This is a genomic window from Dinoroseobacter shibae DFL 12 = DSM 16493 (genome assembly GCF_000018145.1).
In the GTDB taxonomy this organism is placed as follows: Bacteria; Pseudomonadota; Alphaproteobacteria; order Rhodobacterales; family Rhodobacteraceae; genus Dinoroseobacter; species Dinoroseobacter shibae.
This window is the reverse complement of record NC_009952.1, coordinates 2,618,088-2,641,356: the sequence shown is the minus strand read 5'-3', so window position 1 is coordinate 2,641,356 and position 23,269 is coordinate 2,618,088. Positions and strand designations below refer to the sequence as shown.

The following is a 23,269-nucleotide window of genomic DNA, read 5'->3' as shown; positions in this document are numbered from 1 at the left end:
GCGCCAAATCCGCCGACAAATTTTTCGGCGAAATCATGGGAGTCCAATGGCTTCCAGAGATTTGTTTCGCGTGCGAAACATTCCAGAATTTGAATAGGTTAACAGCCCCGGGCGCCCGCATCGCGCCGCCCGGGCGAGCGGTTCACTCCAGCTCCACCAACAGGTCCTTGGCGTCGATCTGGGCGGCGGGGGTGACGTGGACGGCCTTGACCACCGCGTCGCGCTCCGCATGGATGCCGGTTTCCATCTTCATCGCCTCGATGGTCAGCAGCAGATCGCCCTCCTTGACCGAGGCCCCCGCCTGCACCGCGACCGAGGCCACCACACCGGGCATCGGCGCGCCCACATGGTTGGGGTTGCCCAGCTCGGCCTTGGGCCGTTTCGCCACGGACGCGGCGGCCTTGCGGTTGGGGACGCGGACTTGCCGGGGCTGGCCGTTCAACTCGAAGAACACCTTGACCTCGCCATCCTCGTTGGTCTCGGACGCGGTCTGCATCCGCACCACCAGGGTCTTGCCCGGGTCGATCTCGACCTCGATCTCGTCGCCGGGCTGCATGCCGTAGAAAAACGTCCGCGTGGGCAGGGTGCGCACGGGGCCGTATTCGGCATGGCGGGTCATGTAATCGGTGAAGACCTTGGGATACATCAGATAACCGTTGAGGTCCTCGTCGTCGATATCCACCTCCAGCTGCGCGGCGAGATCGGCCCGGGTCTTCTCGAGATCGACGGGCGGGATATGCTTGCCCGGGCGCTCGGTATTGGGGGACTCGCCCTTGAGGATCTTGGCGACGATCGCTTCGGGAAACCCGCCCGCAGGCTGGCCGAGATTGCCGCGCATCATGTCGATCACCGAATCCGGGAAGGACACGTCGCGGTCGGGGTCCTCCACATCCGCGCGGCTCAGGCCCTGGCTGACCATCATCAGTGCCATGTCGCCCACCACCTTCGACGACGGCGTGACCTTCACGATGTCGCCGAACATCTGGTTCACATCCGCATAGGTCTGGGCGACCTCGTGCCAGCGTTCCTCAAGCCCGAGCGAGCGGGCCTGGGCCTTGAGGTTGGTGAACTGTCCGCCGGGCATCTCGTGCAGGTAGACCTCGGAGGAGGGGGCCTGCATGCCGCTCTCGAAGGCCGCGTATTCGCCGCGGACGGCTTCCCAGTAGTCGGAGATCTCGCGCACCGCCTTGATGTCGAGCCCGGTGTCGCGGTCGGTGTGTTGCAGCGCCTCGACCACCGTGCCGAGCGTCGCCTGGGAGGTGTTGCCCGACAGCGCGTCCATGGCGCAATCGACCGCGTCCACGCCGCTCTCGGCGGCGGCCAGGATCGTGGCGCTGGCGATACCGGCGGTGTCATGGGTGTGGAAGTGGATGGGCAGGCCGACCTCTTCCTTCAGGGCCTTGATCAGGATCCGGGCGGAGGCGGGTTTCAGCAGCCCCGCCATGTCCTTCAGCCCCAGGATATGGGCGCCAGCCTCGCGCAGCTCCTTGCCCATGGTGACGTAGTAGTTCAGGTCGTATTTCGCCCGGTTCGGGTCGAGGATGTCGCCGGTGTAGCAGATCGCGCCCTCGCAGACCTTGCCCGATTCCAGCACCGCGTCCATGGCGACGCGCATGTTCTCGACCCAGTTCAGGCTGTCGAAGACGCGGAAGACGTCGACGCCGCTCTCGGCGGCCTGCAGGGTGAAGGCGCGCACCACGTTGTCGGGGTAGTTGGTATAGCCCACGCCGTTCGAGCCGCGCAGCAGCATCTGGGTCATCACGTTGGGCATCGCCGCGCGGATGTCGCGGAGCCGTTGCCAGGGGCATTCCTGCAAGAACCGGTAGGCCACGTCGAAAGTCGCGCCGCCCCAGCATTCGACCGAGAAGAGCTGCGGCAGGTTCGCGGCGTAACTCGGCGCCACCCGGATCATGTCGATGGACCGCATCCGCGTGGCCAGCAGGGACTGGTGCCCGTCACGCATGGTGGTGTCGGTGATCAGCAGTTGTTTCTGCGCTGCCATCCAGTCGGCCACCGCCTGCGGGCCTTTTTTCTCCAGCAGGGTCCGGGTGCCGGGGGCGGGCGCGGCCTTCGGCGCGGGGGCCCTGAGCGCGCGCGGCGTGGCGGGCGGCTTGGGGCGGCCTTCGGTCTCGGGATGTCCGTTGACGGAGATATCCGCGATGTAGCGCAGGATGCGGGTCGCCCGGTCGCGGCGCTTGGGGAACTGGAACAGCTCCTCGGTCTCGTCGATGAACTTGGTGGTATACTGGTTGTTGAGGAAGGTCGGGTGCTTCAGCAGGTTCTCGACGAAGGCGATGTTGGTGCTGACACCCCGGATGCGGAATTCGCGCAGGGCGCGGTCCATCCGGGCGATGGCCGCCTCGGGCGTGGGGGCCCAGGCGGTGACCTTTTCCAGCAGGCTGTCATAGTAGCGTGTGATCACCGCGCCGGAATAGGCGGTGCCGCCGTCGAGCCGGATGCCCATGCCGGTCGCCCCGCGATAGGCGGTGATCCGGCCATAGTCGGGGATGAAGTTGTTCTGCGGGTCTTCGGTGGTGATCCGGCACTGGATCGCGTGGCCGTTGAGTTGCACGTCGTACTGGCTGGCCATGCCGGTGGCCTCGACCAGGGATTTGCCCTCGGCGATCAGGATCTGGGCGCGAACGATGTCGATGCCGGTGACTTCCTCGGTCACGGTATGCTCGACCTGCACGCGGGGGTTCACCTCGATGAAGAAGAACTCGCCGGTATCCATGTCCATCAGGAACTCGACGGTGCCGGCGCATTCGTAATTCACATGGGCGCAGATCTTGCGGCCCAGTTCGCACAGCTGCTCGCGTTGCGAGGACGACAGGTAAGGCGCGGGGGCGCGTTCGACGACCTTCTGGTTGCGGCGCTGAACCGAGCAGTCCCGTTCCCACAGGTGATAGATGTTGCCCATGCTGTCGCCGAGGATCTGCACCTCGACATGCCGCGCGCGGGTGATCATCTTTTCCAGATAGCCCTCGCCATTGCCGAAGGCGGCTTCGGCTTCGCGCCGGCCCTCGCGCACCTTATCGGCCACCTCGTCGGGGTCGAAGATCGGGCGCATCCCGCGCCCGCCGCCGCCCCAGGACGCCTTGAGCATCAGCGGAAAGCCGATCGCCTCGGCCTCGGCGCGGACCTTGTCCATGTCGTCGCCCAGCACCTCGGTGGCGGGGATCACCGGCACGCCTGCCTCGATCGCCACCCGGCGCGCGGAGGCCTTGTCGCCGAGCGCGCGCATGGTTTCGGCCCTGGGCCCGATGAAGGCGATGCCGTTGGCGACGCAAGCATCCACGAAATCCGGGTTCTCGGACAGCAGGCCGTAGCCCGGATGGATTGCGTCCGCGCCCGAGAGCTTCGCCACGCGGATGATCTCGTCGATCGACAGGTAGGCCGCGACCGGGCCGAGCCCCTCGCCGATCTTGTAGGCCTCGTCTGCCTTGAACCGGTGCAGGCAGAGCTTGTCTTCCTCGGCATAGACCGCGACCGTTTTCTTGCCCAGTTCGTTGGCCGCGCGCATCACCCGGATGGCGATCTCGCCGCGATTGGCAATCAGGATCTTCTGAAAATCAGTCATGGAGGCCCTCATTGGTAAACTTTATTGTCCGTATAGGGCGTTCAGGCCTGTCCTGAAACCCCGTAGGAGTGGGTAGCCAATTGGTCGCGGAAGTCGGCGAGCTTGGCAATGCCGCAGATTTGCATGTTCGTGACCAGGTCCTGGGTCAGGATGTGGATCAGGTGGCGCACGCCTGCCGGGCCGAGGCCTGCGAGCGCGAAATGCCACGCCCGGCCCAGCATGACGAAATCCGCCCCCAGCCCCACGGCGCGCAGGATGTCGAGCCCGCCTTCGATCCCGCTGTCGTAGATCACCGGGCAGTCGGGGCCGACCGCGCGGCGGATCGCGGGCAGTTGGGTGATGGCGCCGGGGCCGCCCTCGAACTGCCGGGCGGAATGGTCCGAGACCCAGATCGCGTCGACCCCGGCGGCGCGCAGGCGCACCGCATCCTCGGGTCGCAGCACGCCCTTGACCACCAGCGGCCCGTCCCAGCCCGCGCGCACCGCGTCCAGGTAGGCCCAGTCCGGCGCGCCCCGGATCGCCTTGCCCGCATGGGCCATGTAGCTGGCAGCGCCCGTTTTCTCGACATAGCTCTCGGCGAGTTTCAGCGACGGTGTGCCGTGCCGCGCCATCCCGAGGGCCCAGGTCGGGTGGAGGATCATCTGGAAGATCATGCGCGGGGTGATCTTCGGCGGAATGGTCAGGTTGGCACGGCGCTGGCGCTCCCGGCGGCTGTCGGCGGGCACGTCCACGGTCAGCACCAGGGTGCCGAAGCCGGAGGCGCGGGCGCGGGCCATGATGTCGTCGCGAATGCCCGGGTCGGCGGGGGGGTAGAGTTGGAACCAGCCCATCTCGCCCGCCACGGGGCCGACCCGTTCGGGCGTCTGCGTGGCCACGGTCGAGAGGCCATAGGGAATGCGCGCGGTCGCGGCCTCCGCGGCCAGGAGCCGTTCCGCATCGGGCCAGATCAGCCCGGACATGCCCACGGGGGCGATGCCGAAGGGGCGGGCATAGGTCTGGCCGAGCAGTGGTGTTTCGAGCTCCGGCGTGATCTGCCCGTGCAGGATGCCGGGCAGCAGGTGGATCGCGTCGAGCGCCGCGCGCGTGGTCTGCACCCCGATCTCGCGGTCGCCCGTGGCACTGTCGAGATATTCGAACACGAAGCCGGGGATGCGGCGCCGTGCTGCGCGCCGCAGGTCGGAAATGGCCGGATGGGTCGTGTCGAAATCCATGCGCCCTTGCTAATCCATTCATCTGATTGCGCAATGACGGAATTGCGAACAGATGTGGAACATAGCTTTCCCCCCGGGGGGCTTCGCGCTATGGTCAGAGGCATGAACAGTTTTGACGACTCCGATGCGTTCGAGAAGGGCGCGGCCCTGTCCCTGTCGGCGCGCGCCCGAGCACAGGCCGCAGGGGCGCGGGCGGCCCCCTATCTCGACACGTTGAACCCGGCCCAGCGGCAGGCGGTTGAATCGCTCGACGGTCCGGTTCTGATGCTCGCAGGCGCGGGCACGGGCAAGACCAAGGCGCTGACATGCCGGATCGCGCATCTGCTGCTGACAGGGACGGCGCGGCCGAACGAGATCCTGGCGGTGACCTTCACCAACAAGGCCGCCCGCGAGATGAAGGAGCGGGTGGCGACCCTGATGAACCAGCCGGTGGAGGGGATGCCCTGGCTCGGCACCTTCCACGCGATCGGCGTGAAGCTGCTGCGCCGGCATGCGGAACTAGTGGGGTTGAAGTCGAACTTCACCATTCTGGACACCGACGACCAGGTCCGGCTGCTCAAGCAGATCATCGTCGCCGAGAATATCGACGAGAAACGCTGGCCCGCGCGGCAGCTGGCGCACATCATCGATGGCTGGAAGAACCGCGCCTGGGCGCCGGATGCGGTGCCCGCCGCCGAGGCGTCGGCCTTCAATTCCCGCGGGGTGGAGTTGTATGCCGCTTATCAGGAGCGGCTGAAGACCCTGAATGCCACGGATTTCGGCGATCTGCTGCTGCATGTGGTGGGGATATTCCAGAAACACGAGGACGTGCTGGCGCAGTACCAGCGCTGGTTCCGCTACATCCTGGTGGACGAGTACCAGGATACGAACGTCGCGCAGTATCTCTGGCTGCGGCTTCTGGCGGGCGGGCACAAGAATATCTGCTGCGTGGGTGATGACGACCAGTCGATCTATGGCTGGCGCGGGGCCGAGGTGGGCAACATCCTGCGCTTCGAGAAGGATTTCCCCGGCGCGCTTGTCATCCGGCTGGAGCAGAATTATCGCTCCACCCCCCATATCCTGGCCGCGGCCTCCGGGGTGATTTCCGGCAACAAGGGGCGGCTCGGCAAGGAGCTGTGGACCGATGCGCAAGAGGGCGAGAAGGTCCGCCTGATCGGCCATTGGGACGGGGATGAAGAGGCCCGCTGGATCGGTGAAGAGATCGAGTCGATGCAGAACGGCACGCGCGGGATGCGGCCCTTCGCGTTGAACGAGATCGCGATCCTCGTGCGTGCCTCCCACCAGATGCGCGCCTTCGAGGACCGGTTCCTGACCATCGGGCTGCCTTACAAGGTGATCGGTGGCCCGCGGTTCTACGAGCGGATGGAGATCCGTGATGCCATGGCCTATTTCCGCGTGGTCACCAGCCCCGAGGACGACCTGGCCTTCGAGAGGATCGTGAACACCCCCAAGCGGGGTCTGGGCGACAAGGCCCAAGCGAAGATCCAGGCGGCCGCGCGGGCCAATGGCGTGCCGCTCAAGGAAGGCGCGCGGATATTGCTGGCGGCCAAGGGGCTGGGCGGCAAGGGGGCCGCGGAATTGCGGCTGCTGATCGACGGGTTGGACCGCTGGTCGGCGGCGGCGCGGGACGGTGCGAACCATGTGGAGCTGGCCCAGGTGATCCTGGACGAGAGCGGCTACACCACCCATTGGCAGAACGACAAGACGCCGGAGGCGCCGGGGCGGCTGGAGAACCTCAAGGAACTGGTTAAGGCCCTGGAGGGGTTCGAGAACCTGCAGGGGTTCCTGGAGCATGTTTCGCTGGTCATGGACAACGACAAGGGCGATGCGGGGCCGCAGGTGTCGATCATGACCCTGCACGCGGCCAAGGGGCTGGAGTTTCCGGCCGTGTTCCTGCCGGGCTGGGAGGACGGCATATTCCCGTCGCAACGTTCGATAGACGATCAGACAGGCAAGGTCGAAATAGGCCGAGAAGCCGATGAGGAGCGCCGCTTGGCCTACGTCGGCATCACTCGCGCCGAGGAACTCTGCACTATCTCTTTCGCGAGCAACAGGAGAGTCTTTGGTCGATGGCAGGATCAAATGCCCTCGCGGTTCATCGACGAGCTGCCCGAGGCCCATGTCGAGGTGCTGACCCCGCCGGGGCTTTATGGCGGCGGCTATGGCGCGGCTGCGCCGGGGGCAATGCCGGACGGGGTCTTTGCCGGCTCCCAACTGGAAACCAAGGCGGCGGAGGCGAATGTCTACAATTCGCCAGGTTGGCGGCGGATGCAGGCGCGCGCGGGCGCACGGGGCACGAGCCAGCCGCGCGAGGCGCGCAACATGGTGATCGACGCGACGGCGGTGCCGGCCCATGGGCTCGGCGACCGGGTGTTTCACCAGAAATTCGGCTACGGCGCGGTGACGGGGATCGAAGGCGACAAGCTGGAGGTCGCCTTCGACAAGGCCGGGGTCAAGAAGCTGGTGGCGAAATTCGTGGTTGCGGCGGACAGGGCGGATGACGTGCCGTTCTGAGCGGCGCGCCTGCCCGACACCCCGTCCGCGCGCCGGTCAGCCGATCTGTTCGCCGATGAGCATCTGGGGCTGACCGCTGTAGAAATTCGGGATGTCCCCGACCGCAGGACCCGCGGCAGCAAGGCAGGCGTCGAGCGCGGCCTGGTCGGCGAAGGTGAAGGTGGCGACCGCGTGGAAGCCGGGCGGGGTGTCGGGGCCGCCCGCGAGGCCGCGGGTCACCAGCACGCTGTCGAAATGCGCGGACATGTGTTCGGTTACGATCTCCATGTGTTTGCCGGTGTAATAGGCATAATCGAAGCTGGTACCACCTTCGGTGGGGTAGAGCACTTGCAGGGTCATGGGCATGGGGGCGTCCTCCTCATTCGGCGGTGTGCCGACGGACATCACCGTAGCCAATCAGCGGGGCGCGACAAGCGGGACGTTCTGGTTGTCCGGCGCAAAGCGCGGCGGCTGAGGCGGGAGAAGCCGCTTCGAAGCGGCTTGGACAAGCGCCTTGGAAGGCGCTTGCAACGCGATTTGCAAATCGCGTGCTCAAGCCCGTTCGAACGGGCTTGGGCGCCGTGGCGGGATCAGAGGGAAAACACCAGCCCGGCCGCGAGGGTCTGGGCCAGAACCAGCCCGGAAAACGTGGCGAGGCTGCGCAGGGCGATCCGGCGATAAGCGGTGCGGTTTTTGGCGTCTTGGTGGCTCATGGCCTGTCTCCTGTCGGTTTGGTGTCGGGGGGTCGCCGCCCCCGCCCGGATGTGCGTCGCGGGGCGGGGGCGAGAGGATCGGGCGGGCCTGTCAGCGGGTCAGGTAGCCGCCGTTGATCCAGACGGTCTGGCCGTTGATCCACTGGCTCTCGGGACTGGCGAGAAAGCCCGCGAGAGGCGCGATATCCTCGATCCGGCCCAGCCGCTGCTCGGTCGAGAGCCGCGCTGCGAATGCTGCGCTCTGCTCGGTTTCTTGGGCGTGGAAGAACGGCGTGTCCACGGGGCCCGGGGCGATGGTGTTCACGGTAATAAGGCGCGGCCCCAACTCCTTGGCGAGCATGCGGGAGTATTCCTCCACCGGGGCCTTGGTGCCGGAATAGATCGTGTAGCCTGGCGCGGCCCCGGCCTTCAGCGAGGTGCCGATGTTGATGATCCGCCCGCCGTCGCGCATCCGCAGGGCGGCTTCGCGCAGGGAATAGAACAGGGCCCGGTTGTTGATCGCGTCGAGTTGCTCGAACTCGGCATCGGTGAATTCCGCCATCGGTTTCTTGAGGATGGCGCCTGCGTTATTGATCACGATATCCACCCCGCCGAAGGCTTGCTCGGCGGTGTCGTACATGGCGCGCACGTTCTCGACTTGGCCAAGATTCCCCATGGTCAGGGCTGCGCGCCCGCCTGCGGCCTCGACCAGCCGGGCGGTGTCTTCGGCCTGGTCGAGGGTTTCCGCCCGGTGGTAATGGACCACCACGTCGGCGCCCATCTCGCCCATCTTGATAGCGAAGGCCCGCCCCATGTTGTTGCGTGCCCCGGACACGATGGCGACCTTGCCCGCCAAGGGGCGGGAGGGCGCGGTCTGGGCGGTTGCGGCGGTGACAGTGGCGCCGGTGAGCCCGGTGGCGCCGAGCCCCAGAAGGGTGGCGCGGCGGGACAGGTCAGGTCCGGTCTGGGTCATGTCGATCTCTCCTGTTTGGGCCGCGGGCCTGTTCCTGCGGCGATGATTGAGAGATAGGCGATGGGGTTTTCCCGCGGCAGCCGCGGTATTGACAACCTGATGTTGCGTATTTCACAACACCTCATGCGTAATGCGAGCGAGATGGCGTTCCTGAAAGTGGTGGAGACCGGCTCGGTTCGGGCAGCGGCCCGGGCGCTGGGGCAGGACCCGTCGGGTATCTCGCGTCGGGTGGCGCAGCTCGAGGCGCGACTGAACGCCAAGCTGGTTCGGCGCAGCGGCAATGCCACCCGGCCCACGGCGCAGGGGCGGGCCTATTACGCGCGGCTGCGGGCGATCATCGACCAGCTGGAAGCGCTGGAGGCGGAAATCGGCGGCGAGACCGATACGCCCTCGGGGCTCTTGCGGGTGACAGCGGCGATCGATTTCGGGCAGGAGTTCCTGGCGCCCTGGCTGCTGGAGTTCCGCGCGCGGCATCCGGCGGTGGAGTTCGACCTGGTGCTGGCCAGCGGCTTCGTGGACATGGGCGCCAACGAGATCGACGTGGCGATCCGGGCGGGCAAGCTGCCCGACAGCAGCCTGATCGCCACCAAGCTGGCCGAACTGCCCCGGGTTCTGGTGGCCTCGCGTGCCTACGTGGAGGCTCACGGGGCGCCGCGGACGCCTTCGGATCTGCTGGCGCATCCCGCGATCTTCTTTGTCCCCGGCAATCGCAATGCCCCGCTGAAGCTGCGATCGCCGGAGGGGCAGGTGGTCGAGGTGCGGCGCAGCAACGGCATCGCGATCAACGCGGTGCGGTCGGCCGTGGCGGCGGTGCGCGCGGGGGCGGGTATCCATAGCGGGCCGCGATGGGCCTTTTCCGACCTGATCGCCGCGGGCGAGGTGGTCGAGATCCTGCCGGATTACACGCAGGACGCGTTCCCGCTCTATGCGGTGCGCCAGCCGGCGATTGTCGTTCCGGCCCGCATCTCGCGGTTCATCCCGTTCCTGCGCGAAAAGGTGCGCGGGGTGGGCGGCCTGATCGTGTCCTAGGCGCCGCTATCCGAACAGGACCGGCACCATCGAGGCGATGAGCAGCACCGCCATGGTCCAGTTGAAGGCGCGCAGCCGTGCGGGGTCGCGCAGCCAGCGGGCGACTTGCGTGCCCATCCAGGCCCAGACCGAAACCGAAGGGAAGTTCGTGGCGCAAAACGCCAGCGCCACCAGGGCCGCCCCCAGCGCCCCGCCCCCGGGGGCGGCGTAGACCGTCACCGCCGTCACCCCCATGATCCAGGCCTTGGGATTGACCCATTGGAACGCGGCGGCCTGCAAGAATGTGAAGGGTTTGCCTGTGCCTGCCCCGCCCTCGGGGGCGGCGGCATGGGCGATCTTCCAGGCGAGCCAGAGCATGTAGGCAAGGCTGGCAGCCTTCAGGAGGGTGTGGGCCGGGGGCCAGGCGACGAACACCTCGCCAAGGCCCAGCCCCAGCAGCAGCACCATGAAGGCATGGCCCAGGCTGATGCCCAGCAGGTGCGGAAGGGTGCGGCGCATCCCGAAATTGGCCCCCGAGGTCAGCACCATGAGGTTGTTCGGCCCCGGCGTGATCGAAGAGACCAGCGCGAAGGCCATGAGGGCGAGGAGTGTATCCAGTGTCATTGCGCAACCTTGCGCCTTGGGGCGCCGAATTGTATTGCGAAGATCGCACAGAAACCGAAAAGTTTGCAACTCATGGCGAAATTGGACCAGATCAACGAAAGGATATTGCATGAGCTGAGCTGCGATGGCCGGCTCAGCAATCTCGACCTGGCGGAGCGCGTGGGGCTTTCGCCCTCGGCCTGCCTGCGCCGGGTTCAGGAGTTGGAGCGCACGGGAATCATCCAGGGCTACAAGGCGGTGCTGAACCGCGCGGCGCTGGGGCAGGGGTTTACCGTCTATATCGCGGTGGGACTGTCGGAGCATACAAAGGCCGACCAGACCGGGTTCGAGCGGGCGGTCGCCAATGCGCCAGAGGTGCGGGAGTGCCACAACGTGACCGGCACGGTGGAATACCTGCTGCGGGTGGAGGTGGCGGATCTCGCCGCTTACAAGACGTTTCACACCGATGTGCTGGGCACGCTGCCGCAGGTCTCCAGCCTGACATCCTATGTGGTAATGGACAGTCCCAAGGATGCGCGGGCTTGCTGAGCTTGGCGTCGGGTGGCGATCGGGCAAAAAAAAGCGGCGACGCTAGGGAGGAGGAAAGCGCCGCCGCATATTACAGAAAACCCAGGGAGGAGGAGGGGCTTTCTGATCTGGTTCGCGGTGCTTACGCTTGGGTCTGCACCGCTGGGCTTCGAAGTTCGTGTCATCGCCGCCCGTTGTTGAGGTTGAATATACGCGTATGCTGCGCTGCAACAAGACCTGTGACGACAAATCAGTTATGCAATTCCTGCATTACTCATTCTGCAATTCCGAATTAAGGGGCCTGCAAGCGCTTTGAATCGTGGGGGAGGAGTGGAAAAAGCCCCGGCTCTCTTGTCTTGCGCATGCCTGTGCCCAATCTTTGACCAAACGGTTTGGGGGTTCACGTGACACGCGATGATATTCTTGCTGCACTTGCGAAGGTGTCGGTGCCCGGCGGCGGCGACCTGGTCTCACGCGACCTGGTGCGGGCGTTGGCGGTCGAGGGGACCACGGTCCGCTTCGTGATCGAGGCCGAGAGCGCCGAGGCCGCGCAGGGCTTGGCCCAGGTGCGGGACGCGGCGGAGGCGGCGGTCAAGGCCCTGCCAGGGGTGGAGGACGTTCAGGCGGTGCTGACCGCGCATGGACCGAAATCCGCGCCCAAGGCTGCACCGGCGGGCGAGCCGCCGAGCCTCAAGATCGGGCGGCATCCGACGCCGGACAAGGGGCAGGGGCCCGCCAAGATCGCCGGTGTCGACCGTATTCTGGCCGTTGGTTCGGGCAAGGGCGGCGTGGGCAAATCCACGGTGTCGTCGAACCTTGCCGTGGCGCTGGCGCGTCAGGGGCGGCGGGTCGGGCTGCTGGATGCGGATATATACGGTCCGTCGCAGCCGCGGATGATGGGCGTGTCCAAGCGGCCTGCCTCGCCCGATGGCAAGACGATCCTGCCGCTGACCGCCCACGGGGTGACGATGATGTCCATTGGCCTGATGCTGGACCCGGCCAAGGCGGTGGTCTGGCGCGGCCCGATGCTGATGGGGGCGTTGCAGCAGATGCTGAGCCAGGTGGCCTGGGGCGAGTTGGACGTGTTGATCGTCGATCTGCCGCCGGGGACGGGGGATGTGCAGATGACCCTGTGCCAGCGCAGTGCGGTCACGGGCGCGATCGTAGTCTCGACCCCGCAGGATGTGGCCTTGCTGGACGCGCGCAAGGCGCTGGACATGTTCAACACGCTCAAGACGCCGGTTCTGGGCCTGATCGAGAACATGTCGAGCTATCACTGTCCCAAATGCGGGCACGAGGCGCATCTGTTCGGCCATGGCGGCGTGCGGGCGGAGGCCGAGGCGCTGGGCCTGCCCTTCCTGGGGGAGCTGCCCCTGAGCATCGACGTGCGGGTCGCGGGCGACGGGGGCACCCCGATTGCAGCCGGGGACGGGCCCGAGGCGGAGGCTTACGCCCGACTGGCCGAGGGGCTGGTGCGTGGCGGCATGGCTTGAGCCGGGCGGCCGCGGGCTGAAAATGGGATCACATGGGATAGTCCATGGGACGGTATGGGAAATTTCCGGCCGGCGCTGAGATCGCCGCCGGTTTTTCACGGGTTTCCGGGCCATCACAGACGCCAAAAAGCCGGTGATTCGGCCGGATCGGCCCGGATTTCGCCCAAAATCCCCTGTTAACCCAAAAAACTTTCACCGTGCCACGCGCGCGCGGCACCGGCTCGGTATGTCCATATCTAGAGGCGCTCGCCGCCCGAAGCCGCAAATTGAGACAAAATGTAGAGGTCTTAACGCATCTTTACTTGCATTAAGATCCCCGGTTTGCGAGTGTTGAGGTGTCTCTTCCCAAACTTTTCCATTGCTTCCCAAGTTTTCCCATGGAATAAAGATCCCATCGAAAGCGACGGACAACACGCGGCACACAACGACCGCAACCGACAAAAGGACAGGTTTCATACAGGCCCGCGCATTTCGAACGACGGTTGGCGCGACACGAGCAGACATCCCCCCAGATGGTGTCAGCGTTGATCACACCCAGTCTCTGGGTCGAGTGCGGCGGATCGGGCTATGGCAGCAGCACGATCCGCCGTTTTCCATTTCTGGCCCCTCGGGGTCGTCGGGGGGGCAGGCAAAGGGGCGGGTCTGCGTGGCGCGCATGTTCCGAGGCGAAAGCGTCCACAAGGTGGACAGCAAGGGCAGGGTGTCGATCCCGGCCAATTTTCGCCGTGTGCTGGAGGATAACGATCCCCGCTGGACCGCCGGTGGCAACCCCGAACTGGTGATCGTCTATGGCGATCACCGTCAGAATTACCTCGAATGCTATACCATGGCCGCGATGGCGGAGGTCGACGCCAAGATCGCGCGCCTGCCGCGTGGCTCCAAACCGCGCCGGATGCTCGAGACGCTGTTCACCGGGCAGGCGCACGAGACCTCGGTGGACGAGACCGGGCGCCTGGTGCTGCCTGCCAAGCTGCGCGCCAAGATCGGGCTGGAGGGCGAGGCGCATTTCCTGGCCACCGGCGATACGTTTCAGATCCTGTCGCCCGAGGGCTATGCCGCGAAGATGGGCGAGATGGGCAGCTGGCTGGACGATCTCGACGAAGATGTGGACCCGCTCACCTTCCTGGAGCCCACGCCGCCGCCGGGCGAGACGCACTAGCGCCATGGTCGCGGCGCAAGATCCCCCCAACGCGCCCCATATCCCGGTTCTGCTGGAGCCGATCCTCACCCGCTGCGCACCGATCACGGGCACCTGGCTCGACGGCACCTTCGGGGCGGGGGGCTATGCGCGCGGGTTGCTGGAGGCCGGGGCGGACCGGGTGATCGGGGTGGATCAGGACCCTCTGGCGCTGGAGATGGCTGCGGATTGGGCCGGGGATTACGGCGACCGGCTGCGGCTGGTGGCGGGGAATTTCGAAGCGTTGGATGCCCATGCGGGCGGGCCGTTGGACGGCGTCGTGCTTGATCTGGGCGTGTCGTCGATGCAGCTTGACCGGGCCGAGCGGGGGTTCTCGTTTCTGCGCGACGGGCCGCTGGACATGCGTATGGCGCAGCACGGGCGCTCGGCGGCGGACCTGGTGGCCGAGGAAGACGCGGACATGCTGGCCGATATCCTGTTCCATCTGGGCGAGGAACGCGCCGCGCGCCGGATCGCACGAGCCATCGTGGCGGCGCGGGCTGTCGCACCGATCACCCGGACATCGCAGCTGGCCGAGATCGTGGCGAGTTGCCTGCCGCGCCCCAAGCCGGGCCAGAGCCATGCCGCCACGCGCAGTTTCCAGGCCCTGCGCATCGCGGTGAATGACGAGTTGGGCGCGCTGGTGCGCGGGCTGGAGGCGGCGGAAGGGGCGCTGGAGCCCGGCGGCTGGCTGGCGGTCGTGACGTTTCATTCCATCGAGGACCGCATCGTGAAGCGGTTTTTCACCCAGGCCAGTGGCGGCGCCGGGCGTGCCAACCGCTATGCGCCCGAGACCGAAGACACGCCCGCCCGCTTCAGGCTGGAGCCGCGCAAGGCCATCGCGCCCACGGAAGCCGAGGTCGCCGCCAACCCGCGCGCCCGGTCGGCCCGGCTGCGCATCGGGCGGCGCACGGCCGCGCCGGCGATGCCGGCTGATCGCGCGGCCCTTGGCCTGCCGCATCTCTACACCCTGACGGAGACACCATGAGGACGCTGCTTTATACCCTCGCAATCGGCTCGGTGGTCGGTTTGGCCTACTGGGCCTATCAAGAGAATTTCGAGACCCAGCAGGCGCTGAAACGCCTCAGCGCGGTGCAGGCGCAGATCGGCGATACCCGCGAGGCGCTGGCGGTGCAGCGCGCGGAGTGGGCCTATCTGAACCGGCCGGATCGGTTGGCCGACCTGGTGAAGCTCAATTTCGAGGACCTGGAGCTTCTGCCGCTCACGCCCGGGCATTTCGGCCTGGTGGAGCAGGTGGCCTATCCGCGACCGCCCTCGCTGGAGGGGGCGTTGATCGACACCATCGAGGTGAGTGAGCAGAACGTGGGACGGCGGCCATGAGCAACCGTCTGCGCACCCCGCTGCGGCCGCTGGCCCGGATCCTGCATGCTCGCCAGACCGGCGGCAATCCCGACCTGATCGAGCGCGAGAACATCCGGCGTCGTCACGAAGCGCTGCGCGACGACTGGCGGGTGATGGCCGAGCAGCGGCTGCTGCTGGCGGCCTGTGTTTGCCTGCTGGTGTTCGGCCTTGTGGGCGTTCGGATGTGGGCCATCGCCTCGGAGCCCGTGGCCGAGCCCGTGGCCGCCGTGAGCGACGCGCGCATCGATGCCGCGCGGGCCGATATCGTCGACCGGGAGGGCCGCGTGCTGGCCACCAACCTGGTGAGCCATTCGCTCTATGCCCAGCCACCCCTGATGACCGAACCGGAACGCTCCGCGGCGGAGCTGGCGCGGATCTTCCCGGACCTCGACGAGGCGCGGATGCGAGACTGGTTCACCGGCGAGCGCAAGTTCCTCTGGCTCAAGCGCCGAATCTCGCCGGAGCAGATGCAGGCGGTCCATGATATCGGCGATCCGGGGCTGCAGTTCGGGCCACGCGAGATGCGGCTTTACCCCAACGGCGCCCTGGCGGCGCATATCCTGGGTGGTACTGGTTTCGGGCGCGAGGGGGTGCAATCGGCCGAACTGATCGGTGTCGCGGGGGTCGAGAAGGCCTTCAACGCGCGGCTGAGCGATCCCGCCACGGCCTCGACCCCGCTGGCGCTGTCGATCGACCTGACCGTGCAGGCGGTGGTGGAGGATGTGCTGGCCTCGGGCATGCGGCTGATGAATGCCAAGGGGGCCGCGGCGGTTTTGATGGATGTGCATACGGGCGAGATCATCGCCAAGGCGTCCTTGCCGGATTTCGACCCCAACTCCCGCCCCCGGCCCCTGACCCAGGGCGACCAGGGGGACAGCCCGCTCTTCAACCGGGCGGTGCAGGGGGTCTACGAGCTGGGCTCGTCGTTCAAGATCTTCACCACCGCGCAGGCGCTGGAACTGGGCCTGGTGAGCCCCGAAACCATGCTCGACACCACCAGCCCGATGACCTGGGGCCGGTTCCGGATCCGGGATTTCCGCAATTACGGGCCCGAACTGAGCGTGACGGACGTGATCGTCAAAAGCTCCAACGTCGGCACGGCGCGGCTGGCGCTGCAGATCGGCGGGGCGCGGCAGAAGGATTTCCTCGAACAGCTGGGCTTTCTCGCGCCCACCCCGGTGGAAATGATCGAGGCGCCGGGGGCCGTCCCGCTCTGGCCGTCGAACTGGTCCGACATCCACACCATGACCATCAGCTATGGCCACGGCATCTCGACCTCGCCGCTGCACCTGGCGGCAGGCTATGCCTCGCTCCTCAATGGCGGGACGAAGGTGACGCCGACGCTGCTGCGTCAGGACGCGCCGGTGAAGGGGCCGCGCGTGGTGTCGGAGCGGACCTCGCGGATCTCGCGGGAGATGCTGCACGCGGTGGTCGAGCGGGGCACGGCGAGCTTTGGGCGCATCGAGGGCTATGCCATCGGCGGCAAGACCGGCACAGCTGACAAGCCCCGCGCGGCGGGCGGCGGATATTACGACGACAAGGTGATCGCCACCTTTGCTTCGGTCTTTCCCGCGGACGATCCGGAATACGTGCTGGTCGTGACCCTGGACGAGCCGGTGGAGACCTCAGGCGAGGAGCCGCGCCGCACCGCGGGCTGGACCGCCGTGCCGGTCTCGGCCGAGATCACCCGGCGCATCCTGCCGCTTCTGGGATTGCGGCCCACCGTTGAATATCTCGGGGATCCTGAGATAACGCTGGTGAGCGACTGAGCAGGGAGCACGGGGACATGAGCGTAGGCTACGGGCCGAAATCGCTGGCGGAGCTGGGCTTCGCGGAACGCGGGCGCCCGGTGACGGGGCTTGCGCTGGACAGTCGGCAGGTCAAGGAGGGCTACTTGTTCGCCGGCCTGCCCGGCAGCCGGGTGCACGGGGCGGAATTCATCCAGTATGCGTTGCGCATGGGGGCGGGGGCGATCCTGACCGATGCGGAGGGCGCGCGGATCGCGCGCGATGTGCTCGACGGCGCCGAGGTCACCCTGATCGTGGCCGAAGACCCGCGCCAGGCGTTTTCCGCCGCGGCCGCCCTGTGGTACGGCGCGCAGCCCGCGACCATGGTCGGCGTGACGGGGACCAATGGCAAGACGTCCGTGGCGAGCTTCACCCGGCAGCTCTGGCAGGGGCTGGGCCACGCGGCGGCCAATATCGGCACCACGGGGATCGAGGGGGATTTTTCCGCCGATCTCGCCCATACCACGCCCGATCCCCTGACCCTGCATGCGGCGCTGGCCGAGATGGCCGCGCAAGGCATCACCCACGCGGCGATGGAGGCGTCGTCCCACGGACTCGACCAGCGGCGGCTGGATGGCGTGCGGCTGGTGGCGGCGGGGTTCACCAATTTCAGCCAGGATCACCTGGACTATCACGAGACGTTCGAGGCGTATTTTGCCGCCAAGGCGGGTCTGTTTTCGCGGGTGCTGGCCGATCAGGGCATGGCGGTGATCAACCTCGACGACCCGAAAGGCGCGGACATGATGGCGATTGCCCATGGGGCGGGGGCCGAGTTGCTGACCGTGGGCACGCACAAGGACGCCATGCTGCGGCTGACCGCGCAGCGCTTCGATGCCGACGGGCAGGAGATGCGGTTCACATGGAAGGGCGTGGCGCACCAGGCGCGGCTCAACCTCGTGGGCGGATTCCAGGCCTCCAACGTGCTGGTGGCTATGGGGCTCGTCATGGCCACGGGCGCGCAGGTCGGGGATCTCGTACCGCTCCTGCCGCGGCTGGCCACGGTGCGCGGCCGGATGCAGAAGGTCGCGCGTCGCGAGAACGGCGCGACGGTCTTCGTGGACTATGCCCATACGCCCGATGCGCTGAAAACGGCGTTGCGCGCGCTCCGCCCCCATGTGCTGGGCCGTCTGGTGGTGGTGTTCGGCGCGGGCGGCGACCGGGATTCGGGCAAGCGCCCCCTGATGGGCGCGGCCGCGGCGGCGGCGGCGGATGTGGTCTTCGTGACCGATGACAATCCCCGCTCCGAAGACCCCGCGCTGATCCGGGCGCAGGTGCGGGCGGGCTGTCCCGAGGCCACGGATGTGCCGGACCGGGCGGAGGCGATCCTGCGCGGGGTCGACGCGCTGGAGCCGGGTGACGTTCTGCTGATCGCGGGCAAGGGGCACGAGACGGGGCAGACGGTGGGCGACGTGGTCTACCCGTTCGACGACGCGGAACAGGCCAGCGTGGCGGTCGCGGCGCTCGAAGGGCGGCTGGCATGAGCGCGCTGTGGACCGCCGCCGAGGCGGCTGCGGCCACGGGCGGGCAGGCGCGGGGCGACTGGGCGGTCACCGGCGTGTCCATCGACACCCGCGAACTCGCGCCCGGCGATTTGTTCGTGGCACTGACCGCGGCCCGGGACGGGCATGATTTCGTGGCCCAGGCGCTGGCGGCCGGGGCGGGCGCCGCGCTGGTCTCCCGCATTCCGGAGGGTGTGGCCGAGGACGCGCCCCTGTTGCTGGTGCCCGATGTGCAGACCGCGCTGGAGGCGTTGGGCCGGGCCGGGCGGGCGCGGACCGAGGCCCGGGTGATCGCCATCACCGGCTCGGTCGGCAAGACCTCCGCCAAGGAGATGATGCGCGCGGCCCTTGCCAGCCAGGGTCGGGCCCATGCCGCCGAGCGCAGTTTCAACAACCATTGGGGCGTGCCCCTGACCCTGGCGCGGATGCCCGCGGGCACCGAGGTCGCCGTGATCGAGATCGGCATGAACCATCCCGGCGAGATCGCGCCGCTGGCCCGCATGGCCCGGCCTCATGCGGCGCTGATCACGACCATCGCCGCCGCGCATCTGGAGGCGCTGGGCTCGCTGGAGGCGATCGCAGTCGAGAAGGCGAGCATTTTCGAAGGGCTGGAGCCGGACGGGCTGGCCGTGATCCCCGGCGACCTGCCGCAGACCCCGATCCTGCGCGCCGCCGCCGAGGACGCCGGGGCGCGGATCGAGAGCTTCGGCACGGGCGCGGGCAATACCCACCGGCTGAGCGATGTGCAGGCGGTCGGGACGGCGGCGGTGGCGCGGGCGCAGCTTTCTGGTGCGGAGATGGCGTTGAAGATCGCCACCCCCGGCACCCATTTCCTGGAGACCGCGCTGGGCGTTCTGGCCTGCGTCGCGGGCGTGGGCGCGGACCCGGCGCGCGCCTTGATGGCGCTGGGGGCCTGGGCGCCGCCCTCGGGCCGAGGCACGCGGGAGCGGCTGCAGCTCGACCCGGTGATCGAGGCGATGTCGATCGAGCTGATCGACGATGCGTTCAACGCCAACCCGACCTCGATGGGCGCGGCCCTCGACATGCTGGCCCAGGCTGCCCCCGCCCATGATATCGGGCGGATCGCCAAGGGGCGCCGGATCGCCATTCTCGGCGACATGCTGGAGCTCGGCCCGGACGAGGCCGCGATGCACGCCGCGCTTGCCGCCCATCCCGCCATGGCGCAGATCACCCTGGTGCATTGCGTCGGGCCCCGGATGCAGGCCCTGCACGCGGCCTTGCCCGAGGACAAGCGCGGTCGCTGGGTCGAGACGGCGCAGGCGCTCGTGCCTCACGCGCATGCGCTGGTGGACGCGGGGGACGTGGTTCTGGTCAAGGGGTCAAAGGGCAGCCGGGTCAGCCTTGTTGTTGACGCCCTGCGCAAACTTGGGCATCCCGCATCCCGGTATGAGAGTTAAGGATTTCTGAACATGTTGTATTGGCTGACCTCGATTTCCGATGGCGGGGACGCCTTCAACCTGTTCAGGTATATCACCTTTCGCGCCGGTGGGGCGTTCTTCACGGCGCTGATCTTCGGCTTCATCTTCGGCCGTCCGCTCATCAACTTGTTGCGCAAACGGCAACGATTCGGCCAGCCGATCCGCGAGGACGGTCCCGAAAGCCACCTGGAGACCAAGCAGGGCACGCCGACCATGGGGGGCCTGTTGATCCTGTCGGCGCTGACGCTGGCGACGCTGCTCTGGGCGCGGTGGGACAACGGCTATGTCTGGCTGGTGCTGTTCGTCACGGTCAGTTTCGGGCTGATCGGATTCATGGACGACTTTCAGAAGGTCACCAAGAACTCCCACGCGGGCGTGTCGGGGCGGGTGCGGCTGGCCATGGGGTTCGGTATCGCGGGGATCGCGGGGGCGGGGGCGCTGCTGCTGCATCCGGAGCCCTTGGCGGGGCAACTGGCCCTACCGGTGTTCAAGGACACGCTGATCAACCTGTCGATCCTGTTCATCCCGTTCTGCATGATCGTGATCGCGGGTTCCGCCAATGCGGTGAACCTCACGGATGGTCTGGACGGGCTGGCGATCATGCCGGTGATGATCGCCGCCGGAACGCTCGGGGTCATTGCCTACGCGGTGGGGCGGGTCGACTTCACCTCTTATCTCGATGTGCATTACGTGCCGGGCACGGGCGAGATCTTCGTCTTCACCTCGGCGCTGATCGGGGGTGGGCTGGGCTTTCTGTGGTATAACGCGCCGCCCGCGGCCGTGTTCATGGGCGACACCGGGAGCCTTGCGCTGGGTGGCGCCCTTGGGGCCATCGCCGTGGCCACCAAGCACGAGATCGTGCTCGTGGTGGTGGGCGGCATCTTCGTGGTCGAGGCGCTGTCGGTGATCATCCAGGTCGCCTATTTCAAGAAGACCGGCAAGCGCGTTTTCCTGATGGCCCCGATCCACCACCATTTCGAGAAGAAGGGCTGGCAGGAGAGCCAGATCGTGATCCGGTTCTGGATCATCTCACTGATCCTGGCGCTGATCGGGCTGGCGACGCTGAAGGTGCGCTAGGCCAGTGGGCTAGTCATCCGCGTCCTTGTCGGCGCCGTCCCCGGCGTCTCGCTCCGCTGCGAGCCGCGCCAGCCTCTCGGACAGCTCGGCACTGAAGGCATCCTGTCCCATTGGTGTCCTGCGCCCGTCGGGCGTGTGGGGCCGTTCGATCTGCGCACCGTCGGGCGCTTCGGCAAAGAATTTCAGGCCGGTCTGGAAGCCGATGGCGTCTCTCACCGCCCTTTGGTGCCGCCTTTCCAGCCGCGCTGCGGCTGTTTTGGGCCGTGGAAAGCCGCGCCGGTTGATGTCCCGGTCACGGCGGACGTCCGCACCAACGACACCCACGTCGATATCGCTCCGGTAGTCGGCCTTGTCGAAGCCCGCCGGTTTCTTGCGCGGTGGGTTGGGGTAGTCGGCCCCACGGAAATCGCGGCTGCCGTCCCCTGATTTGCCTGTGACGCTGCTGCCGCGCACGATGATGCTGCGATGCCGGTTGGCGACGGCCACCGGACGCGTGGCGTCCCGAAACTCTTTCATCGAGCCGAAGCCGAGCGGATAGCCGCGCTCACTCGGCGTGAGGGGGCGAAGAGGGGCAGGCGGGGGGGACGCGCGCTGGGGCGCGCGTGACCTCAGCGGCGGCGCTGTGGGGGGTGCGCTGGACCCCGCTCCGCTTGCCGGGGCCGCATCGGCCGTGGACGTACTCGCGGATGCGCTTTCCGCTTGGCTCTCGGCTGCCGCGGCCAGCCGTTTGTCGGCGGCTTCAGCTTCTTCGCGCGATTTGTAGCAGATATCGGGCGCGTAGGAGGAGGCATAGGTCCTGGGATATGCGTAGCTCGACTCCTTGCCCAGAATGACCTCCCGCTGGATGACACCGGCGGCGGGTGTTGCAAGTACCGCGCCGAACATCGCACGTTGCCGGGCGAGTTGTGCGATGACCCTTGGACTGGTGTCGAGTGCGCCGGGCGAGACTGAGCGGCGCGATCTGTGCGCCGCCGCTGCGCCTGCGGGGGGTTTGACCCTGCCTTTTTGTGCCATTTGTTCCTCTCTGCCTGCGCGCCCGGCCCAAGGTGACGTGGACGGCAGCATATGCCGAGGAAACCGGCACTGTCAGCCCCGCTGCCCGCGCCGGGTCAAAAAAAGGTTTACGTTAGGGTAAAAAAAGCTGTTCAAACGAGAATTGTTGTGGAATCGTGAACTCCACAAAGTTTTTGCTGTACCGGCCCCTTCATTCGCTGCTGAGGGAGGGGTGCGTTTTCCAAAATGTAATTGACATAAGGCGTGCTCCATTATGGCGTATGCCTTGGGGGGAATAATGGCAGATACCGATAAGGACTCGGCTGTGGCATCGAAGGCCAAGACCGCGTCTGCACGCGTGGGCACGAAATCGAAATCTTCATCACCCAAACCCGATGCGTCCGCGACGCAGGATCCGAAAGCGGCCAAAGAGGCCGCCAAGGCGGCGAATGACGCCAAGCGCGCCGCGGAGCAGGATCGCGACCAGCAACAGGACGAAGAGGCCCGTGCCACGGCCGAGTTGACGCTGGAGCAGGCCGCCGCCGCCCAGACCACAGCCATGGCCGCCGCCGCCGCCGCCTACACCCAGACCACGGGACAAGCCCAGAAGGCCAAGGATGCGGCGGACAAGGCCGTCACCGAGGCCGAGAAGGAGCTCAAAGACCCGCAGGACGATTTGGATGCGGCCACGACAGCCGCGCAGGCGGCCGAGGATGCGCTGCCAGACTTGAAGAAGGCGGCGCAGTCGGCCAAGGACGCGGCGGTCAAGAAGCAGGCCGCGCTCGATGCGGCCAAGGCGGCACAGGCGACCGCGATTGCCAAGAACAAGGTGGCGCAGGACGCCCTGACCGCGCTGGCGGGGATCGCAAACGACGACGACCAGATGGCCGACGTCAAGGCGGACGTGCAGAAGAATGCCTATGCCATGGCCAGGAGCGTCGTGCAGGCCCAGATCGCCGTCAACAAGGCACAGAACGAGGTGGACGAGGCGGCAGCAGCCCAGACCAAGGCCGAGCAGGACTATGCCGACGGCAAGGCGAAGGCGACCGCGCTCACCGCCGATCTCGCGGCAAAGCAGGCTGTGCTCGACAAGGCGCAAGCCACTCTGGACGCGGCAAAAACCGCGGCCGAGGCAGCCGAGACCAAGCTCGGGATCGCCATGAAAACAGCCAGCAAGAAGATGGCGCTCGACAACGCCACGGCAGAGGCGGATTTCGCCGCGGCCAAGGCGACCTACGCCGCCACGCTCGCCGATATCGCTTCGAAAGCATCCTGCCGCATGGTGGCGGCAAGCTGACACGGTGGGCGCGCGACGGGTGGGGCGCGATGCCCTGCACCGGGCCCGCGCCCTGAT

General features: G+C 67.1%; 19 protein-coding genes. 12 read left to right on the top strand and 7 right to left on the bottom strand.

All coding sequences use genetic code 11. The annotated features are described in order from the left end of the window. Positions 1 to 142 precede the first annotated feature (142 nt). Both DSHI_RS12635 and DSHI_RS12630 read right to left on the bottom strand, forming a co-directional pair. A complete protein-coding gene (locus DSHI_RS12635; protein ID WP_012179150.1) occupies positions 143 to 3,580 on the bottom strand; it encodes a pyruvate carboxylase in 3,438 nt (1,145 codons plus the stop codon). 41 nt (positions 3,581 to 3,621) lie between these two features. Further along, positions 3,622 to 4,791, bottom strand: coding sequence for an alpha-hydroxy acid oxidase (locus tag DSHI_RS12630; protein ID WP_012179149.1), 1,170 nt, complete (start codon positions 4,789 to 4,791; stop codon positions 3,622 to 3,624). A gap of 102 nt (positions 4,792 to 4,893) precedes the next feature. Here DSHI_RS12630 and DSHI_RS12625 point away from each other — a divergent pair, with 102 nt between their 5' ends. After that, the gene (locus tag DSHI_RS12625; RefSeq protein WP_044027873.1) at positions 4,894 to 7,305 is read left to right on the top strand and encodes an ATP-dependent helicase; all 2,412 of its coding nucleotides are present in this window, start codon (positions 4,894 to 4,896) and stop codon (positions 7,303 to 7,305) included. Between the two features lie 36 nt (positions 7,306 to 7,341). Here DSHI_RS12625 and DSHI_RS12620 read toward each other — a convergent pair whose 3' ends face one another. The 3 genes from DSHI_RS12620 to DSHI_RS12615 form a co-directional block, all read right to left on the bottom strand. Further along, positions 7,342 to 7,650, bottom strand: coding sequence for an EthD family reductase (locus tag DSHI_RS12620; protein WP_012179147.1), 309 nt, complete (start codon positions 7,648 to 7,650; stop codon positions 7,342 to 7,344). A gap of 224 nt (positions 7,651 to 7,874) precedes the next feature. After that, positions 7,875 to 7,997: a hypothetical protein gene (locus tag DSHI_RS23000; RefSeq protein ID WP_012179146.1), complete on the bottom strand. Its 123-nt coding sequence runs from the start codon at positions 7,995 to 7,997 to the stop codon at positions 7,875 to 7,877. 91 nt (positions 7,998 to 8,088) lie between these two features. Next, a complete protein-coding gene (locus DSHI_RS12615) occupies positions 8,089 to 8,949 on the bottom strand; it encodes an SDR family oxidoreductase (protein WP_012179145.1) in 861 nt (286 codons plus the stop codon). Between the two features lie 141 nt (positions 8,950 to 9,090). Here DSHI_RS12615 and DSHI_RS12610 point away from each other — a divergent pair, with 141 nt between their 5' ends. Beyond that, positions 9,091 to 9,978 (top strand): LysR family transcriptional regulator, encoded by an 888-nt coding sequence (locus DSHI_RS12610; protein WP_162017712.1) that lies wholly within the window; start codon positions 9,091 to 9,093, stop codon positions 9,976 to 9,978. Between the two features lie 6 nt (positions 9,979 to 9,984). Here the strand turns inward: DSHI_RS12610 and DSHI_RS12605 are convergent, their stop codons facing one another. Then, complete coding sequence (locus DSHI_RS12605; RefSeq protein WP_012179143.1) at positions 9,985 to 10,581, bottom strand: LysE family translocator; 597 nt, start codon at positions 10,579 to 10,581, stop codon at positions 9,985 to 9,987. 72 nt (positions 10,582 to 10,653) lie between these two features. On the opposite strand from DSHI_RS12605, the gene DSHI_RS12600 reads away from it, so the two are divergent. The 9 genes from DSHI_RS12600 to mraY all read left to right on the top strand — a co-directional run bounded on the left by DSHI_RS12600 (position 10,654) and on the right by mraY (position 20,922). After that, positions 10,654 to 11,109: an Lrp/AsnC family transcriptional regulator gene (locus tag DSHI_RS12600; RefSeq protein ID WP_044027871.1), complete on the top strand. Its 456-nt coding sequence runs from the start codon at positions 10,654 to 10,656 to the stop codon at positions 11,107 to 11,109. Between the two features lie 383 nt (positions 11,110 to 11,492). Continuing rightward, a complete protein-coding gene (locus DSHI_RS12595; RefSeq protein WP_012179141.1) occupies positions 11,493 to 12,581 on the top strand; it encodes an Mrp/NBP35 family ATP-binding protein in 1,089 nt (362 codons plus the stop codon). Between the two features lie 646 nt (positions 12,582 to 13,227). Further along, positions 13,228 to 13,740, top strand: coding sequence for a division/cell wall cluster transcriptional repressor MraZ (gene mraZ / locus DSHI_RS12590; RefSeq protein ID WP_012179140.1), 513 nt, complete (start codon positions 13,228 to 13,230; stop codon positions 13,738 to 13,740). 4 nt (positions 13,741 to 13,744) lie between these two features. Further along, positions 13,745 to 14,746 (top strand): 16S rRNA (cytosine(1402)-N(4))-methyltransferase RsmH, encoded by a 1,002-nt coding sequence (gene rsmH, locus DSHI_RS12585; protein ID WP_012179139.1) that lies wholly within the window; start codon positions 13,745 to 13,747, stop codon positions 14,744 to 14,746. Continuing rightward, complete coding sequence (gene ftsL, locus DSHI_RS12580; protein WP_012179138.1) at positions 14,743 to 15,099, top strand: cell division protein FtsL; 357 nt, start codon at positions 14,743 to 14,745, stop codon at positions 15,097 to 15,099. Before rsmH ends, ftsL begins: the two co-directional genes overlap by 4 nt. Continuing rightward, positions 15,096 to 16,889 (top strand): peptidoglycan D,D-transpeptidase FtsI family protein, encoded by a 1,794-nt coding sequence (locus DSHI_RS12575; protein ID WP_012179137.1) that lies wholly within the window; start codon positions 15,096 to 15,098, stop codon positions 16,887 to 16,889. Before ftsL ends, DSHI_RS12575 begins: the two co-directional genes overlap by 4 nt. A 17-nt stretch (positions 16,890 to 16,906) precedes the next feature. Further along, the gene (locus DSHI_RS12570) at positions 16,907 to 18,388 is read left to right on the top strand and encodes a UDP-N-acetylmuramoyl-L-alanyl-D-glutamate--2,6-diaminopimelate ligase (protein WP_012179136.1); all 1,482 of its coding nucleotides are present in this window, start codon (positions 16,907 to 16,909) and stop codon (positions 18,386 to 18,388) included. Next, the gene (locus DSHI_RS12565) at positions 18,385 to 19,824 is read left to right on the top strand and encodes a UDP-N-acetylmuramoyl-tripeptide--D-alanyl-D-alanine ligase (protein WP_012179135.1); all 1,440 of its coding nucleotides are present in this window, start codon (positions 18,385 to 18,387) and stop codon (positions 19,822 to 19,824) included. The genes DSHI_RS12570 and DSHI_RS12565 overlap by 4 nt, the downstream gene beginning before the upstream one ends. Before the next feature lie 12 nt (positions 19,825 to 19,836). Beyond that, positions 19,837 to 20,922, top strand: a complete 1,086-nt coding sequence (gene mraY, locus DSHI_RS12560) for a phospho-N-acetylmuramoyl-pentapeptide-transferase (RefSeq protein WP_012179134.1) — start codon at positions 19,837 to 19,839, stop codon at positions 20,920 to 20,922. Positions 20,923 to 20,931: 9 nt separating this feature from the next. Here the strand turns inward: mraY and DSHI_RS12555 are convergent, their stop codons facing one another. Continuing rightward, entirely contained in the window at positions 20,932 to 21,807 is an 876-nt protein-coding gene (locus tag DSHI_RS12555; RefSeq protein ID WP_044027867.1) for a hypothetical protein, read from the bottom strand. A gap of 406 nt (positions 21,808 to 22,213) precedes the next feature. Here DSHI_RS12555 and DSHI_RS12550 point away from each other — a divergent pair, with 406 nt between their 5' ends. Further along, positions 22,214 to 23,212: a hypothetical protein gene (locus DSHI_RS12550; RefSeq protein WP_012179132.1), complete on the top strand. Its 999-nt coding sequence runs from the start codon at positions 22,214 to 22,216 to the stop codon at positions 23,210 to 23,212. The last annotated feature ends 57 nt before the right edge of the window (positions 23,213 to 23,269 follow it).

Excerpts from the sequence above, each read along its gene's own strand:
- DSHI_RS12635 (WP_012179150.1), bottom strand. The coding sequence starts at position 3,580 with ATGACTGATTTTCAGAAGATCCTGATTGCCAATCGCGGCGAGATCGCC.
- DSHI_RS12630 (WP_012179149.1), bottom strand. The coding sequence starts at position 4,791 with ATGGATTTCGACACGACCCATCCGGCCATTTCCGACCTGCGGCGCGCA.
- DSHI_RS12625 (WP_044027873.1), top strand. The coding sequence starts at position 4,894 with ATGAACAGTTTTGACGACTCCGATGCGTTCGAGAAGGGCGCGGCCCTG.
- DSHI_RS12620 (WP_012179147.1), bottom strand. The coding sequence starts at position 7,650 with ATGCCCATGACCCTGCAAGTGCTCTACCCCACCGAAGGTGGTACCAGC.
- DSHI_RS23000 (WP_012179146.1), bottom strand. The coding sequence starts at position 7,997 with ATGAGCCACCAAGACGCCAAAAACCGCACCGCTTATCGCCGGATCGCC.
- DSHI_RS12615 (WP_012179145.1), bottom strand. The coding sequence starts at position 8,949 with ATGACCCAGACCGGACCTGACCTGTCCCGCCGCGCCACCCTTCTGGGG.
- DSHI_RS12610 (WP_162017712.1), top strand. The coding sequence starts at position 9,091 with ATGGCGTTCCTGAAAGTGGTGGAGACCGGCTCGGTTCGGGCAGCGGCC.
- DSHI_RS12605 (WP_012179143.1), bottom strand. The coding sequence starts at position 10,581 with ATGACACTGGATACACTCCTCGCCCTCATGGCCTTCGCGCTGGTCTCT.
- DSHI_RS12600 (WP_044027871.1), top strand. The coding sequence starts at position 10,654 with ATGGCGAAATTGGACCAGATCAACGAAAGGATATTGCATGAGCTGAGC.
- rsmH (WP_012179139.1), top strand. The coding sequence starts at position 13,745 with ATGGTCGCGGCGCAAGATCCCCCCAACGCGCCCCATATCCCGGTTCTG.
- ftsL (WP_012179138.1), top strand. The coding sequence starts at position 14,743 with ATGAGGACGCTGCTTTATACCCTCGCAATCGGCTCGGTGGTCGGTTTG.
- DSHI_RS12575 (WP_012179137.1), top strand. The coding sequence starts at position 15,096 with ATGAGCAACCGTCTGCGCACCCCGCTGCGGCCGCTGGCCCGGATCCTG.
- DSHI_RS12570 (WP_012179136.1), top strand. The coding sequence starts at position 16,907 with ATGAGCGTAGGCTACGGGCCGAAATCGCTGGCGGAGCTGGGCTTCGCG.
- DSHI_RS12565 (WP_012179135.1), top strand. The coding sequence starts at position 18,385 with ATGAGCGCGCTGTGGACCGCCGCCGAGGCGGCTGCGGCCACGGGCGGG.
- mraY (WP_012179134.1), top strand. The coding sequence starts at position 19,837 with ATGTTGTATTGGCTGACCTCGATTTCCGATGGCGGGGACGCCTTCAAC.
- DSHI_RS12555 (WP_044027867.1), bottom strand. The coding sequence starts at position 21,807 with ATGTTCGGCGCGGTACTTGCAACACCCGCCGCCGGTGTCATCCAGCGG.
- DSHI_RS12550 (WP_012179132.1), top strand. The coding sequence starts at position 22,214 with ATGGCAGATACCGATAAGGACTCGGCTGTGGCATCGAAGGCCAAGACC.